Raw genomic sequence first — 15,511 nt, 5'->3', positions numbered from 1 at the left:
CCTTTTGAGGGCCCTGCGCCGTGCGCGCCTCATCGCAGATTTCAAGAAAGTCGATGATGTTGCCCTGCGCCGTGCGCGCCGGGGGGCGCCCGTGACCGGCGGCGCGGGCCCCCGATCCCATGCGAAAAGGGCCCCGGAAAACCGGGGCCCTTGCCGATATTGGTCTGTCAGGCCCTCAGGCCTGCGCTGTACCCGTTAGGGCAGCATCCAGGAAAGGGGACCAGCCTGCAGGTAGGCCAGCACGCAGAGCACCAGGGTCATGCCGATGCTGTGACCGATGGTGAAGCGGAAGAGCTTGCCTTCCTGACCGGCATTGTTGGTGGCGGCGGTGGCCACGGACAGGGACTGGGGCGAGATCATCTTGGCGGTCACGCCACCAGAGGCGTTGGAGGCCACGGCCAGTTCGGGGCGCATGCCCACGGCCAGGGCGGTGTCCTTCTGCATGCCGCCGAACAGGGCGCAGGAGGACGTGTCGGAACCGGTCAGGAACACGCCCAGCCAGCCCAGCAGGGGAGAGAAGAAGGGGAACAGCCAGCCGGTGTGGGTGAAGGCCAGACCCAGGGTGGAGCTCATGCCGGAGTAGTTCATCAGGTAGGCCAGGCCCAGGATCATGGCGATGGTCAGGATGGGGAAGGTCAGCTGCTTCAGGGTGCGCATGAAGCAGGCGATGGCCTTGCCGTAACCGTACTTGGGCATGAAGGGCACGGACACCAGACCGGACAGCAGGATGGCGGTACCACCGGCGGACAGCCAGTTGAAGGTGAACTTGGCACCGTACACGGTATCAGCCTGCACGATGGGGGCGGTCTTCATGATCTCGCCGTCCAGGCCGGGCCAGGAGATGTTGAACACGGTACCGGGAATGCCGTTGAGGATGGCCTTGAAGGAACCCAGGCCCCAGAAGAACACGAACACGGCCAGCACCAGGTACGGAGCCCAGGCGCGCATGACCACGGACAGGGGATAGCCCTGGCCTTCCAGATTGGAGGGGGCTTCGCCTTCGAAGCGGAAGATGCTCTTGGGCTGCCAGACCTTGAGCAGCAGCATCAGGGCCACGATGGTGGCGATGGCGGAAGCGATGTCGGGCAGGGTCGGGCCGTGGAAGTTGGCCAGCAGGAACTGCGCGCCGCCAAAGGCCACACCGGCCACGATGATGGCGGGCAGCACTTCCATGGAACGCTTGAAGCCGCACATGACCACGCACACCCACAGGGGCACGATCAGGGACAGCAGGGGCAGCTGGCGACCGGCAATGGCGGAGACGGTCATCTGGTCAAGGCCGGACACCTGGGCGGCCACGATCAGCGGCACGCCGATGGCGCCGAAGGCCACGGGGGCGGTGTTGGCGATCAGGGCGATACCGGCGCCCCACAGCGGGGTGAAGCCCAGGCCCACCAGCATGGCGGCGGCGATGGCCACGGGCGTGCCGAAACCGGCGGTGCCTTCGATGAAGCAGGAGAAGGCAAAGGCGATGAACAGGGCCTGCAGGCGGCGGTCGTCCGTCAGGCGGGCCAGGGAGTCCTTGATGATCTCGAACTCACCGGATTCCACGGTCATGTTGTAGACCCACACGGCCGTGATGACGATCCAGACGATGGGGAACAGGCCGAAGCAGGCCCCCAGCGCCACGGAATTGACTGCCAGGCCTACCGGCATCTTCCAGACCAGGACGGCCACCAGCAGGGCGCCCACCAGACCGGCCACGGCGGCGATATGGCCTTTCGCCTGCCGGAAGGCCAGCATGTAGAACAGAATGATCAGCGGAACGGATGCCGCCAGGGCCGACAGGCCGATGCCTCCCAGGGGTTCGTAAACCTGAGTCCAAGCCATCTTTCTCTCCCTTCTACTAAAAAAAAGCGTGCCGTCGGTCCGTCCGGCCCCTGCCCGAGGACAGGCGACACAAATACATCCTTAACGCTAAGATTATGCTGGCAATGATGAAAATGCAATAGGTTAGGGATAAAAAGGAGGCTATTTTCGCTTTTTTTCGCTAACGAAACTTTCTTTTAATTTATTGAATTTAATAACTATTTTTATATCATAAAATAATTCATAAAATATTTTTTCAAACTTTTTCTGACGGGAAAATCCTGTAAAAAAAGCCCCTTCCGGGGCTCTTTCAGGCTGGGATCAGCGCTGCCGCACAGGCAGGCGCTCGGCCAGCAGAATGCTTTCGCCGCGGCTTTCCCTGTTGGCGTCCCGGCAGTGCAGCACACGCCAGCGCCGGGGCTCCAGACGGGCCAGTCTTTGGGCAAGGGCGGCCTCTTCGGCCGCGCCGCCTTCGTGGCCGGTGTAGCAGTGCAGGCTCAGGCAGCCTTGCGGGGCCAGCCGCTCCAGCAGGGCATCCACGGCCGCCAGGCTGCCCGCCGCCGTGGTGGTGCGGCGTTTGTCCGTGCCCGGCAGGTAGCCGAAATTGAAGATGCCCGCCAGCAGGGGCCGCTGCCTGTCTTCTTCGGACAGGGCGTCCAGCAGCTCCGGCAGGGCCGCATGGGAATGGAGGACGAGACGGATGTCCGTCATGTGGGAAGGGAGGGGGGGCAGGGCACAGGCCGCCGCGGCAGAGGCACAGCAGCGCACAGCCAGGCCTGCCTGTTCCAGCCGTGCCCGGCTGGCCCGCAGGGCGGCCTCCTGGATGTCCAGGGCCAGCAGCAGGCTGCCCGCCGGGGCCTGGCGGGCCAGGAAAAGGCAGTCGTGACCGTTGCCGGCCGTGCCGTCCAGCAGCAGGGGGGCTGCCCGCCGCCGCTGTCGCCCCAGGCGGCCAGGGCCCGGAGCACGCCGCTGTGCGCCACGGCGTCCAGAAGCGAAGGCCGGGGCGGTCGCAGGACCGTCCCGGCGCGGAATGGGCTTGCCGCCCCGGAGGCGGCCACAGGATCTGCCATGACTAGTGGGTGGTGCCGTTACCTTCGGCGCGCGGCGCGGCCATGCGGGTGGCCAGTTCCTTCACCTGGTCCGTGGAACACCACTGGGCGAACAGTTCGCGCCAGCTGCCGAACTCCATGAAGCTCTGGTCAAGCTGGTTCTCGTGCATCTGCACCCAGGCGTTGAACAGCTGCATGCGGGTCTGGAAGGTGGTGCTGTCGAACACGGTCTCGGCCATGCGCTGGGGCATGACCTTGCCGTCCAGATGTTCCATGACGAAGGAACAGACGGCCTGCTGCGACAGGGCAAAGCTGATCTCCTTGCCGTTCAGGCTCTCGGCCAGGGGCAGCAGCTCGGGATACAGCTCCCTGATGCGCTGCATGCCCTGCTCGGGGATGGCCACGAACAGGGGCTTTTCCGCGCCTTCTTCCACAGGCGCATCCAGCTTTTCGGTGAGGAAGTAGAAACGGATCCAGTTCTCGAACATCACGGCTTCCAGGATGCGCAGGACGGCATTCTGGAATTCTTCTTGAGGCGTAGGCATGGAAAATCCTTTGTGCAAAAAATTTCAAGCTACTTTACGATTCCCGTCCGGCGGCGTCAACTGGTGGAGGGATTTTCCTTTTTCTACCGGGAAGAAGAACGGATGGGGAAAGGATGCGCCGAGAGGCGGGGCCGCGGTGGGGGGAAAGGTCCCGCAGCGGCCTTCCGGCCCGCACGGGCGCCGCCCGGGCGGGATGCGCCCGTGGGCTCCTCTGGCCTGCCCGGCGCCTTTATGCTAATCTGTAACGATGATTGATTACGCGCACGCGCTCAACAGCGCCCAGTACGAGGCCGCCACCTGCGGCGACGGGCCGGTCCTGGTCGTGGCCGGTGCCGGTTCCGGCAAGACCCGCACCATCACCTACCGCCTGTCCTGGCTGGCGGATCACGGTGTCCCGCCGGAATCCATGCTGCTGCTCACCTTCACCCGCAAGGCGGCGCAGGAGATGCTGCAACGGGCCGCGGCCCTGTCCGACCATGCCCTGAGCCTGGTGCAGGGGGGCACCTTCCATTCCTTCGCCTTCGGCGTGCTGCGCCGTTACCGGCCCGACTGGCTGGAGGACCGCCCCTTCACGGTCATGGACAGCGCGGACATCAACGCGGCGGTCAAGGCCTGCAAGGACGAGCTCCGGCTGGGCAAGGGGGACCGTTCCTTCCCGCGCACCCAGGCCATCGTGGGCTTTTTGAGCAAGGCCCGGAACAAGGAGATGCGCCTGGACGAGGTCCTGCAGCGCGAGGCCTTCCACCTGCTGCCCTATGCCGAGCCGCTGATGCGGCTGGGCGAGGCCTACGATGCCTACCGCAAGGAAAAGGGCCTGCTGGACTACGACGACCTGCTGTTCGAGCTGGAGCATCTGCTGCGCACCAACGAACGCGCGGCCGGGAACCTGCGCCGCCGCTACACGCACATCCTGGTGGACGAATATCAGGACACCAACCTGGTGCAGGCCCGCATCGTGCGTCTGCTGGCCGGGCCGGAGGGCGAAGGCCTGCCGCCGGGCAACGTCATGGCCGTGGGCGACGAGGCCCAGTCCATCTATGCCTTCCGGGGCGCCAATGTGCGCAACATCCTCGATTTCCCCAAGCTTTTCCCCGGGGCCCGCATCATCCGGCTGGAGGAGAACTACCGCTCCACCAGGCCCATCCTGGACGTGGCCAACAACCTGCTGGAACACGCCACGGAATCGTTCCGCAAAAAACTGTTCACCCGCAGGGAGGGCGGCGCGCCGGTGCGCCTGGTGACGCCCCTCAGCGACATGAGCCAGGCCAGGCTGGTGGTGCGCCGCATCGAGGACCTGCTGACCCGGCACCTGCCGCACGAGATCGCCGTGCTCTTCCGGGCGGGTTTCCATTCCTACCATCTGGAGATGGCCCTCAACCAGGCGGGCATCGCCTTCCGCAAGTACGGCGGCCTGCGCTACACCGAGGCGGCCCACGTCAAGGACGTCATGGCCTACGCCCGCCTGCTGCTCAACCCGCTGGACATGCCCGCCTTCTCGCGCGTGGCCGAGCTGCACGAGGGCATCGGCCCCAAGACCGTGCTCAAGCTCTACAACGTGGCCCAGAGCGCCGACGGTCCGGCCCTGGACAAGGCCTGCGCCCGCTTCCCCTCCTTCCGCGAGGACCTGCGCTTCATCGCCGAGATGCGCGCCCGCCCGCTGCATCCGGTGACGGCGCTGGAGCTCATCGTGGACCATTACCGCCCCGTGCTGGAGAGCCGCTATCCCGAAGACTGGCCCCGCCGCCAGCAGGGCCTGGAAGAGATCCTGCAGATGGCCTCGGGCTACAACGACCTTGATCTGTTCCTGGCCGACCTGGCCCTGGACTCCCCCGACGAGGAAGACGAGGACAACGAGGGCCGCATCACCCTTTCCACGGTGCACTCGGCCAAGGGCCTGGAGTGGAACGCCGTGCTGATCATCGACCTGGTGGAGGACCGCTTCCCCTCGCGCCACGCTCTGGCGCGCCCCGAGGACTTTGAAGAGGAACGCCGCCTGATGTACGTGGCCTGCACCCGCGCCCGGCAGGAGCTGGACCTGTATTCGCCGGCCACCATCTACAGCAAGGCCGAGCAAGGCACGCAGCATGTGGCCCAGAGCCCCTTTGTGCGCGAGCTGCCCGCCGGTCTGACCGAAGAGTGGGTGGAAAGTTACGGCGGCGGCCTGAGCAAACGGGCGCGCGGCGGCATGTCCGCCGATCCCTTCGCCGGGCGTGCGGCCCCGTCCGGCCCCGGCGCGGGCTTCGGGCGCGGCCGCCATACGGGCCTTGCCGCCCCTGCCGGGCTGAGCCCGGCCCGGCGTCTGGCCGCCACCCGCGCCCTGCAGGATGCCGATGACTGCCAGCTGCCCCCGGACGAACGGCCGGGAGGCGCTGCGGGCAGCGGGCGCCCTGCCGCGTCCGCCCCTGCCGCTCCCGCCGGTGAGGCTGCCGGAGGTTCGGTGCTGGCGGCCGCCGGGGCCGTGGCCGCGGGCAGGCGGCCCTGCTTCTGCCGCCACAAGATCTTCGGCCGGGGCAAGATCCTCGGCCTCATGCCCCCGAACAAGGTGCAGGTGAACTTTGCCGGTTTCGGGGTCAAGGTCATCCTGGCCGACTATCTGCAACTGGAGGACTGATATGTCCCAGCCTTCGCGCGCTTCCGAGGACAGCATCCTTGCCTGCCTGGCCCGGCATTTCCCGGCCACGCACCCTTCCCTGCTGCTGGGCAGGGGCGACGACTGCGCCGTGCTCAAGGCCGGCACGCCCCTGTGCGTGAGCAGCGACCTTTTTCTGGAGGATGTCCACTTCCGGCGGTCCTATTTCACGCCCGAGGAGATCGGCCACAAGGCCCTGGCCGTCAATGTGAGCGACATCGCGGCCTGCGGCGGCCGTCCGCTGGCCTTCACCCTGGCCCTGGGCCTGCCCGATGACGTGGATGCGCTGTGGCTCGACCGCTTTTTCTCCGGCATGGCCGCCCTGGCGCAGGAACAGCGCCTGGCCCTGGCGGGCGGCGATTTGTCCCGCAGCCCTTTCCTGCATGTGTGCATCACCATCTGGGGCGAATCCTACACGGGCGGGGACTTCCTCGTGCGGGGCGGCTCCATGCCCGGGGACAGCCTGTTCGTGGTGGGGCGTCCGGGCCTGGCCCGCGTGGGCCTGCAGGTGCTGGAGCGGGAAGGCCGGGCCGCGCTGGAGCGCTGGCCCGCTGCCTGCGCCGCACATCTTTTGCCCGTGCCGCAGGTGGATGCCGGGCTCATGCTGGCCCGGGCGGGCGCCAATGCCCGTCCCCCGGCACTGATGGACCTTTCCGACGGCATCATGCGCGACCTGCCGCGCCTGCTGGGCCGTACCGGCGAGAGCCGGGCCCGGCGCGAAGGCGACACGGGCACCGCCACGGACAGCGGTCTGGGGGCGGCCATCCTGCTGCCGCAGGGCATGCTCCATCCCGAAGTGGTGCGCCATGCCCGCGAGAACGGGCTCAACCCCGTGCACGAGGCCCTGCTGGGCGGCGAGGATTACGCCCTGCTGGGCTCCTGCGCCCCGGACATGCTGCCCATCCTGCACGCGGCCATCCCCGGCTTCATGAGCATCGGCACCATCACCGATGACGGGGAACTGACCTGCAACAACGAGCCGCTGGACACGCTCCGGGGCTTCGACCATTTTGCCGTATCCGCGGAGGCCTAGACCATGCCTTTTCCCTGTTTCCATCAGCGCCGGGGCCGGGACATCGCCCTGGCCGGGCTGCCGTCGTCCATCGTCCGGGAGCTGGCCGACGTCTGCCGCGAAGCCTGGCACGGCGGCATGCTGGCCGGCTGCAACGGTAACGCCAGCTGCCGCTGGCAAAGCCCCGAAGGCGAGCGCATCGTCATCACCCGCAGCGGCGCGGCCAAGGGGCGCCTGACGCTCCGGGACCTGTGCGTGCTGGATGCCCGGAGCGGCGCCACCCTGTACGGCGGGCCGTCGTCCAGCGAAGGCCTCATGCATCTGGAAGTCTACGCGGCCCGCCCCCAGTGCGGGGCCATCCTGCACACCCATCCCCGGCAGCTGCTGGCCCTGGCCCTGAAGCTGGAGAGCCGGGAGGACTGGCAGGAGCGCTTTTTGAAACTGCCGGTCTTCGAGTCCGGCGTCTGGCGGGCCCGGCTGGGCTACGCTCCGGCCTTCGAACCCGGCACCCGCCAGCTGGCCGAGGCCGTGGGGCAGGCCGCCCGCGATTTCGAGGCCGTGTGGATGGCCCGCCACGGCCTGTGCGCCTCGGCCCCCTGTCCGGGCCAGGCCCTCACCCTCAGCGAAGAACTGGAACATCTGGCCGCTATCCAGCTGCTGGCCGGGCTGTAGTTTTATTGAGGGGAGAGGGGACCCCTCGCCTAGCGCGAGAGGAGGTCCCCCCTCCCCTCAAGCTCCCCTCCCCCTCCCCAGCGCGCTTTATCAGAACGTACGGCCCCGGACTGCCATGCAGTCCGGGGCCGTACGTTCGTCATGGCTCTGGGCAGGTGCCGACAAGGGCCATCCTGTCGTTATGGAGAAACATGGAGAAAAAGGGGCGGGCCATCCCTTTGTCCGTAGCGACGTAAGGCAGCCGCAGGCCGTACCCGTTGGCGATACAGGCAGCTGTGGGATGGGCACGTCCTCCTTTTCAGGCCGCGTCAGGCGCAAGGCATCAAGGGAAGGAGCCCCCCCAGAAAAGACCTATCCCACGCCGGTGAGGATGAATCCCAGCATGGCGTCGGCCAGCAGGGCCGCGGCCTCGGTCACGCGCGGGGCCAGGGGCGGATATTCGAGGATGTCGGTCTCGAAGTCGCCCACCAGCACCAGATTGCCCAGCACGCGTTTTTGCATGGGCTTGCCGCCAAAGCCGCCCATGCCCGAGGCACTGGCGATGCGGCGGCCCGAGAGCATGGCCCTTTCCACCAGCAGGCGCTTGTCCGCCGCGCCGTCCAGGGCTTCCAGCCACAGGGGGCAGCGGGCCACCAGCCCGTCCACGTTGGCGGCGTCGATGCGCAGGCGGCAGGTCTCCACCCGGGCATCGGGGTTCAGCTCCCGCACCAGTTCGGCCAGGGCCTCCACCTTGGGGCGGCCCAGATGCCGGGGCCAGAACTGCTGCCGGTTGAGGTTGGACGCATCCACCACGTCATCGTCGATGAGCAGGAAATGTTCCACACCGCTGCGGGCCAGCATCAGGACGGCATTGGAGCCCAGGCCGCCCGCACCGGCCACGCCCACCCGGGCGGCACGCAGGGCCTCCAGCCGGGCCGGGGAAAGATAGCGCGTCAGGCCCTGACGCAACACGTTCTCACTCATGGCAGACTCCCTGAAAAACGGTTTACGGATGGATGCGTCCACACTTCATCCTGAAACAGCCTTTTCCGGGCCGCATCCGCAGGAATGGACAGGGACCCGGCCACAACGGGCGAACCCGGCCCCTCATGAAGAGGTGGTCTGCCCGCCCCCGTATGAAAAGGAGGGACGTCTTTCCGGCGGAAAGACGTCCCTCCCGAATAAAGCGCGCTGGGGAGGGGGAGGGGAGCTTGAGGGGAGGGGGGACCCCTCTCGCGCCAGCAGCGACCGAATGGCGGCCCGCAGGGCCGTGCCCGTTGCGACAAAGGAAGCTACGGGCATCGACAGCAGCGCGAGGGGTCCCCCCTCCCCTCAAAATACGGCCTGCAAAGCCGTGCCCGTTGCGACAAAGGAAGCTACGGGCATCGACAGCAGCGATGGGGTCCCCCTCCCCTCAGCAACACTCTGCCTAGGCGTGGGTCAGGGTGGGGTCTTCCCAGTCCTTGATGACGGCCTGGTAGCCGTTCCTGGCCAGGTCGGCGATCATCTGCGCCACGCTGCGGTGGTCGGTGATGTCGAACTGGCCGCTGTTGTCGGCGTGGGTCTTGCGGCCGCCCACGGCGGTGGACACGCCGGCCGAGACGCGGGTCACGCCCAGCGGGATCAGGTGGTCGCGCATGAAGGCGCTCTCGCGGCTGGAGCAGGTGATGGACGAGCGCGGCAGGAAGCAGCGCAGGGCCGTCACATACTGCACGAAGCGGCGGTCATCGAGGGCGTGCGGGATGTCGAAGCTGCCCTCGTGCGAGCAGATGCGGGGGATGGACAGGCCCACGTCCACGCCGGGGTAATGGCGCAGCAGCCACCAGGCGTGCAGGCCGGTGGCGAAGGCGTCCTGTTCGAACTCGTCCAGGCCCAGCAGGGCGCCCAGGCCCAGGGAGCGCATGCCCGCGCGGGCGGCGCGTTCGGGGGCGTTGAGGCGGAAGGCGTAGTCCTTCTTGGGGCCCACCGGATGCAGCCAGTCGTAGAGCTCGGGATTGTAGGTCTCCTGGAACATGGTCATGCTGTCCACGCCGCTTTCCACCATGAGACGGTATTCGTCCTCGGTCATGGAATAGACTTCGATGCCCACGCTGGCGAACAGGGGCTTGATGCGGCGGGCGATCTCCGCGATGTACTCGGGCGAGGAGAGCTTGCGGGCATCGCCGGTGAGCAGCAGGATGTGCTGCAGGCCCATGTCGGCGATGGCCCTGGCCTCTTCGTAGGCCTCGTCGGGGCTCAGGTGGCGGCGCGGCTGCGTGTTGTTGGCATTGAAGCCGCAGTAACGGCACTGGTTGGTGCAGTAGTCCGACACATAGAGCGGCGTGAACAGGTTCACGGCCCGGCCGAAGTAGCGCAGGGTCAGCTCATGGGCGCGCTGGGCCATCTGCTCCAGCAGGGGCGCGGCCGCGGGCGAAAGCAGGGTCAGGAAGTCGGCGGGCTGCAGGTAGTCCTTGCGCAGCACGGCGCGCACCTGGTCTTCGGTGGCGCCGGCGGCTATCCGGCTGCGGCGTTCGCGCGGCCAGCTCTCCAGATATTGCTGAAAGTTTTCCATGTCTGCCTCCGACCTAGCGCAGGAAGCCCGTCAGCGGGGAGGAAGCCCGGGCGCCTTCGCCGCTGGCGCTCACGGCACCGGGACCGGCCAGCCAGGCGGCGCGACCGGCTTCCACGGCCTGGCGGAAGGCGCGGCCCATGAGCACAGGATCGGTGGACGAGGCGATGCCGGTGTTCACCAGGCAGGCGGCGGCGCCCATCTCCATGGCCTCGCAGGCATGGGAGGGCAGGCCGATACCGGCGTCCACCACGATGGGCAGGTCGATCTCTTCGATGAGGATGCCGATCATCTCGCGGGTGCGCAGGCCGCGGTTGGTGCCGATGGGCGCGCCCAGGGGCATGACGGCGGCGGCACCGGCATCCACGCAGGCGCGGGCCACATAGAGGTCGGGATTGATGTAGGGCAGCACGGTGAAGCCCTCCCTGGCCAGGATCTCGGTGGCCTTGGCGGTCTCGTAGCCGTCGGGCAGCAGGTGGCGGGTATCGGAGATGACCTCGATCTTGATCCAGTCGCCGCAGCCGGCGGCACGGGCCAGCCGGGCCAGGCGCACGGCCTCTTCGGCGGTGCGGGCGCCGGAGGTGTTGGGCAGCAGCCGCATGTGGGAGGGGATGTGGCCCATGATGCCCTGCCGGCCTTTTTCCACGCGGCGCATGGCCACGGTGATCACCTGCGCGCCGCTGCTGGCGCAGACGTCGGGGATGAGGGCGTCATTGCTGTATTTGCCGGTGCCGATGAACAGGCGGCTCTGCAGTTCCACGCCGCCGATGATGAGGGGATCGTTGTTCTGAAAATCGCTCATGATGGTCTCCTGCGGCCGACCGGGCCGCGCGGTGCGCACAGGCGCAGGGGAAGAAAAAACGTCGTCGCGCCGGCGGCTAACCGCCGCCCACGAACTGCACGATCTCCAGCACGTCGCCTTCGTTCAGGGCGGTGGCCGCGAAGTCCGCGGCGGGCACGATCCGGCCGTTGTGTTCCACGACCACGGCGGTGGCATCGTGTTCCCGCTCCCGCAGCAGGGCCGCCACGGTCAGGCCTTCGGCACAGGTACAGGCTTCGCCATTGATGGTGAGTTGCATACTGCCTCCACAAAAAAACCCGTCCACCTTGCAAGAGGGCGAAACGGGCACGTTGGGCGCACAAAAAGCGCACGTTGCCAGCTTCCCTTCGACAGCACTATCTGCATCAGGTACAGGATCGCACGGCGATCCTAGGGGTCAGGGTCCTTGCACCCTTTCTCAGCCCGCAGGCTCCCCCAGCCGGAAGCAAAAAACTAGTCCCGGGACGGAAATATTGCAAGGGGGCAGCTCCCCCGCCGGAGGATTTTCCCTGCGCCGTCCCTGCCAGGAGCCTTGCCGGGGCGGCTCCCGTGCCCATGCCCGGCCTGCCCTCCCGGGTGACGGGGCCCGGCACCCCTCCCTCACAGGAGCGGCCTGCGCCCGCCGTTCCCGGGGGCCTGTGTCCGGGAAGGTCTCCTGCGCCCAGCCCTGTTCCCGTGACAGGGACGGTGTGGGCGAGGAGGGGGGAGCGCGGGGCGAAGGAGGGATGCGGCCCGTTCCTTCCCGCTGCCGCAGCCTCAGCGTCCCAGGCGGGCACGCAGCTTCTGGATCTTTTCGCGCATCTCGGCGCGGCTCATGCCCAGCAGCTGGGGGATGAGCAGGGCCGTGAGCGCGGCGGCCAGGGTGTAGACGACGCCGGAGACCAGGAAGCGCAGCAGGGAGTCGATGCCGCCCAGGCCCAGCATGAGGGTGAGCTCGCGGCAGGCAAAGGCCACGGCGGCCAGCACCAGCACGCACCAGATCTCGTGCAGCATGATGGGCAGCAGGCGGATGGGCACGAAGCGCGAGGCGCGCCAGAGGCAGATATTGACGGTCACGCACTGCACGGCGATGGTCTTGATGGACAGGCCCACGGCCCCCAGATGCAGGCCGCCGTAGGCTTCGGGCGCCAGCAGGAACCAGGCCGTGGTCATGCCGTAGACGCATTCCAGCAGGGTGAGGTTGCGCAGTTCGCGGGTGCGGCCCGAGGCGTGGAACACGGAGCTGGCCAGCTGCAGATAGGACTGGTGCAGGGGGTAGAGGGCCATGATCTGCACGGGCAGGATGGCGGCCGTGAACTCCGCGCCCCCGAAGATGCGCACCAGGGCCGGGCCCTCGGCCATGCTGAAGCAGGCGAAGTAGGCGGCCACGGCGTAGATCAGGGGGGCGAAGCGGTTGACCAGACGGCCCATGAGCTGGAGGTCGCGCTGCCCCCAGGCGATGGAGAGCTCACGCATGACCAGCGGCGTCATGGCCGAGACGAACATCAGGCAGGCCAGGCAGACCTTGTGGCCCAGGGCAAAATAGCCCTGCTCGGCGCTGCCGTCGAACCACTGCAGCAGCCAGCGTTCCGCGGCGGCCATGAGGAAGATAAGCAGGGCCTGGACGAAGAGCGGATGACTGTAGGTGAAGAACTCGTGGCAGTAGGCCTTGTTGCTGTCGGCGCTCAGGCGCAGGCAGAAGGTGGCGTCCGGGCCGCCGTAGCAGCGTTCCCAGTGGCGCCGGGTGACGATCCAGTAGCCCAGGGCCGTGACGCCCAGCATGGCGTACTGCTGGCCGAAAAGGCTGAAGATGTTCAGCCAGTCCAGCAGGAACAGGCCGATGAGCAGGAACACGGCCGAAAGCGAGACCACGGTGCGCACCATCTCGGACTGCACGGTGGCGCCCACGGCATCGTTCATGGAGCGGAGCACGCGGCCCCACCAGGTCAAAAAGGCCCAGATGGCGGCCAGCGGCGCCAGCCACAGGGGCACGTCGGGCATGAGCCGGCTGCCGATGGCGGGCACCTGCATGGCTCCGGCGATGAGCAGGCTGATGACGGCGATGAGCAGGCTGAGCCGCATGTAGAAGCTGATGAGGCCCGTCTCTGACTGGCGCCGGGACAGGGCATTGTAGAAACAGGTGGACGTGCCCATGTCCAGGAACATGAACAGCTGCTGGAAAAAATTGGTGGCAAAGCTGTAATTGCCGTACATGGCCGGGCCCAGGGCACGGGGCAGGATGGCTTCCATGGCCAGATAGACCGGCACGGAGGCCACGTTGGCCAGCAGCTTGCATATATAGCGACGCGCCAGGCTTGGCGTTGAGGGGGGAGTCGTCCTGTTTTCCATGCGGGAAACCTAGCCCACTTTGCGGCGTGCCACAAGCCGGGAATGGGGCCCGGAACGCCCTGCCGGGGCCTCCGGCACAGGGCTCAAGTGTTTACGGCCCCCGGCTTTTTGCGTATGAAAAAACATTGAGCGCACGCACAAACAGCGCACCGGAGGACGCGGCCCTGCCGCGCCGGGAGCGGCCGCCTTACCGGCGGTCCCGCCCCGCCCCCAACGCCACCATGCGGCGGGCTGCCGCGCCGCTGCCCCCGTGACGCCCATGCACAAGACCCCCGTACGACCCCTTTGCGGACTCCTGCCGCCGTGCGGGCTGCCGACAAACGTCCAAAGGATACCGTCATGGAAGAGAACAGCAAAAAAATGAAATCCGGCCTGGAAAAGGCCCCTCACCGTTCCCTGCTTTATGCCCTGGGCCTGACCCGCGAGGAAATGGAACGTCCTCTGGTGGGCGTGGTCAACGCCGCCAGTGAAGTGGTGCCCGGCCACCTGCACCTGGGCAAGCTGGCCGAGGCCGTCAAGGCCGGCGTGCGCATGGCCGGCGGCACCCCCCTGGAATTCCCCGCCATCGCCGTGTGCGACGGCATCGCCATGAACCACGAAGGCATGCGCTTCTCCCTGCCCTCGCGCGAGTTCATCGCCGACTCCATCGAGATCATGGCCCGCGCCCATGCCTTCGACGCCCTGGTCTTCATCCCCAACTGCGACAAGTGCGTGCCCGGCATGCTCATGGCCATGATGCGTCTGAACATCCCCTCGGTGCTGGTCTCCGGCGGCCCCATGCTGCCCGGCACCCTGGCCCCCGGCAAGCAGGGCGACCTCATCACCCTGTTCGAGGGCGTGGGCCGCGTGCGCAACGGCCAGATGACCGAAGAAGAACTGACCCAGTGGGAAGAACGCGCCTGCCCCGGCTGCGGTTCCTGTGCGGGCATGTTCACGGCCAACTCCATGAACTGCCTGGCCGAGACCATCGGCGTGGCCCTGCCCGGCAACGGCACCATCCCGGCCGTGCATGCGGCCCGTGTGCGCCTGGCCAAGCAGGCCGGCATGCGCGTCATGGACCTGGTGAAGCGCAACATCCGCCCCCGCGACATCGTGACCCGCGGCGCCGTGGAGAACGCCATCGCCGTGGACATGGCCCTGGGCTGCTCCACCAACACCACCCTGCACCTGCCCGCCATCTTCCATGAAGCCGGTCTGGACATCGACCTGTCCGTCTTCGACGACGTGAGCCGCAAGAGCCCCAACCTCTGCAAGCTCTCGCCCGCCGGCCGCCACTACATGGTGGACCTGGAGAACGCCGGCGGCATCCCGGCCGTCATGAGCGAGCTGGACAAGCTGGGCCTGATCCGCAAGGACTGCATGACCGTCACCGGCAAGACCGTGGGCGAGAACCTGAAGGAGCGCAACGCCCATATCCTGGATACGGACGTGATCCACACCATCGACAACGCCTATTCCAGGGAAGGCGGCATCGCCATCCTGCGCGGCTCGCTGGCCCCTGACGGCGCCGTGGTCAAGCAGTCCGCCGTGGCGCCCGAGATGATGCGCCGCGAAGTGACCGCCCGCGTGTTCGAAAGCGAGGAAGACGCCATGCGCGCCATCCTCGACGGCAAGATCAAGCCCGGCGACGGTGTGGTGGTGCGCTACGAAGGTCCCAAGGGCGGCCCCGGCATGCGCGAGATGCTGTCCCCCACCGCCGCCATCACCGGCATGGGCCTGGGCAAGGACGTGGCCCTGTTCACCGACGGCCGCTTCTCCGGCGGTACCAACGGTGCGGCCATCGGCCACATCTCGCCTGAAGCCGCCAACGGTGGCCCCATCGCCCTGGTGCGCGACGGCGACCGCATCCTGGTGGACATCCCCAACCGCAAGCTGGACCTGCTGGTGGACGAGGCCGAACTGGCCCGCCGTCGCGCCGGGCTGGTGCCGCCGCAGAAGGAATGCCCCTATCCCGTGCTGCGCCGTTACGCCAGCATGGTGAGCTCCGCCGACAGCGGCGCCATGTACAAGAAAGTCTAGGACGCTTTCCCGGCCGGAGCAGGCGCCCAGGGCGGCCGGCAGGGCAGCCTGCCGGTGTCCGTGCCCCGGGGCGCCTGTTCCCTGCGGGCATCCCCGGCCCT

Annotated in this window: 12 protein-coding genes and 1 riboswitch; of the genes, 4 read left to right on the top strand and 8 right to left on the bottom strand. The window is 67.5% G+C overall.

All coding sequences use genetic code 11. The features are described 5' to 3' along the window. Positions 1-195 precede the first annotated feature (195 nt). From DESPIGER_RS08110 to DESPIGER_RS08100, 3 genes are all read right to left on the bottom strand, one after another. Positions 196-1,830 carry an L-lactate permease gene (locus tag DESPIGER_RS08110; protein WP_072335380.1) on the bottom strand — a complete coding sequence of 545 codons (1,635 nt, stop codon included), beginning with the start codon at positions 1,828-1,830 and terminating at the stop codon, positions 196-198. A 300-nt stretch (positions 1,831-2,130) separates the two neighbouring features. Beyond that, positions 2,131-2,634 carry a class I SAM-dependent methyltransferase gene (locus DESPIGER_RS12645; RefSeq protein WP_269456901.1) on the bottom strand — a complete coding sequence of 168 codons (504 nt, stop codon included), beginning with the start codon at positions 2,632-2,634 and terminating at the stop codon, positions 2,131-2,133. 247 nt (positions 2,635-2,881) lie between these two features. Beyond that, positions 2,882-3,403, bottom strand: a complete 522-nt coding sequence (locus DESPIGER_RS08100) for a hypothetical protein (protein WP_072335374.1) — start codon at positions 3,401-3,403, stop codon at positions 2,882-2,884. Positions 3,404-3,650: 247 nt separating this feature from the next. On the opposite strand from DESPIGER_RS08100, the gene DESPIGER_RS08095 reads away from it, so the two are divergent. The 3 genes from DESPIGER_RS08095 to DESPIGER_RS08085 are packed head-to-tail and all read left to right on the top strand — an operon-like array spanning position 3,651 to position 7,716. Beyond that, positions 3,651-6,014, top strand: a complete 2,364-nt coding sequence (locus DESPIGER_RS08095) for an ATP-dependent helicase (protein WP_072335369.1) — start codon at positions 3,651-3,653, stop codon at positions 6,012-6,014. Between the two features lies 1 nt (position 6,015). Next, the gene (locus DESPIGER_RS08090) at positions 6,016-7,065 is read left to right on the top strand and encodes a thiamine-phosphate kinase (protein WP_072335366.1); all 1,050 of its coding nucleotides are present in this window, start codon (positions 6,016-6,018) and stop codon (positions 7,063-7,065) included. Between the two features lie 3 nt (positions 7,066-7,068). Continuing rightward, positions 7,069-7,716, top strand: a complete 648-nt coding sequence (locus DESPIGER_RS08085) for a class II aldolase/adducin family protein (protein WP_072335363.1) — start codon at positions 7,069-7,071, stop codon at positions 7,714-7,716. Between the two features lie 351 nt (positions 7,717-8,067). Here the strand turns inward: DESPIGER_RS08085 and thiF are convergent, their stop codons facing one another. From thiF to DESPIGER_RS08060, 5 genes are all read right to left on the bottom strand, one after another. Beyond that, positions 8,068-8,679, bottom strand: a complete 612-nt coding sequence (gene thiF / locus DESPIGER_RS08080; protein WP_072335361.1) for a sulfur carrier protein ThiS adenylyltransferase ThiF — start codon at positions 8,677-8,679, stop codon at positions 8,068-8,070. Between the two features lie 445 nt (positions 8,680-9,124). After that, entirely contained in the window at positions 9,125-10,246 is a 1,122-nt protein-coding gene (gene thiH, locus DESPIGER_RS08075; RefSeq protein ID WP_072335358.1) for a 2-iminoacetate synthase ThiH, read from the bottom strand. 13 nt (positions 10,247-10,259) lie between these two features. Further along, on the bottom strand, positions 10,260-11,045 hold the full coding sequence (locus DESPIGER_RS08070) for a thiazole synthase (protein WP_072335355.1): 786 nt from the start codon (positions 11,043-11,045) through the stop codon (positions 10,260-10,262). A gap of 76 nt (positions 11,046-11,121) precedes the next feature. Further along, positions 11,122-11,322 carry a sulfur carrier protein ThiS gene (gene thiS / locus DESPIGER_RS08065; protein WP_006008647.1) on the bottom strand — a complete coding sequence of 67 codons (201 nt, stop codon included), beginning with the start codon at positions 11,320-11,322 and terminating at the stop codon, positions 11,122-11,124. A gap of 66 nt (positions 11,323-11,388) precedes the next feature. Then, positions 11,389-11,510, bottom strand: a riboswitch (TPP riboswitch). 309 nt (positions 11,511-11,819) lie between these two features. Continuing rightward, positions 11,820-13,391, bottom strand: a complete 1,572-nt coding sequence (locus DESPIGER_RS08060; RefSeq protein WP_072335352.1) for a lipopolysaccharide biosynthesis protein — start codon at positions 13,389-13,391, stop codon at positions 11,820-11,822. A gap of 339 nt (positions 13,392-13,730) precedes the next feature. Between DESPIGER_RS08060 and ilvD the strand changes: the two genes are divergently transcribed. Further along, complete coding sequence (gene ilvD, locus DESPIGER_RS08055) at positions 13,731-15,410, top strand: dihydroxy-acid dehydratase (protein ID WP_072335349.1); 1,680 nt, start codon at positions 13,731-13,733, stop codon at positions 15,408-15,410. The last annotated feature ends 101 nt before the right edge of the window (positions 15,411-15,511 follow it).

Source organism: Desulfovibrio piger (genome assembly GCF_900116045.1).
GTDB classification, from domain to species: domain Bacteria; phylum Desulfobacterota; class Desulfovibrionia; order Desulfovibrionales; family Desulfovibrionaceae; genus Desulfovibrio; species Desulfovibrio piger_A.
Note: the sequence above shows the minus strand (reverse complement) of the source record. Positions and strands in the feature narration are given on the sequence as shown.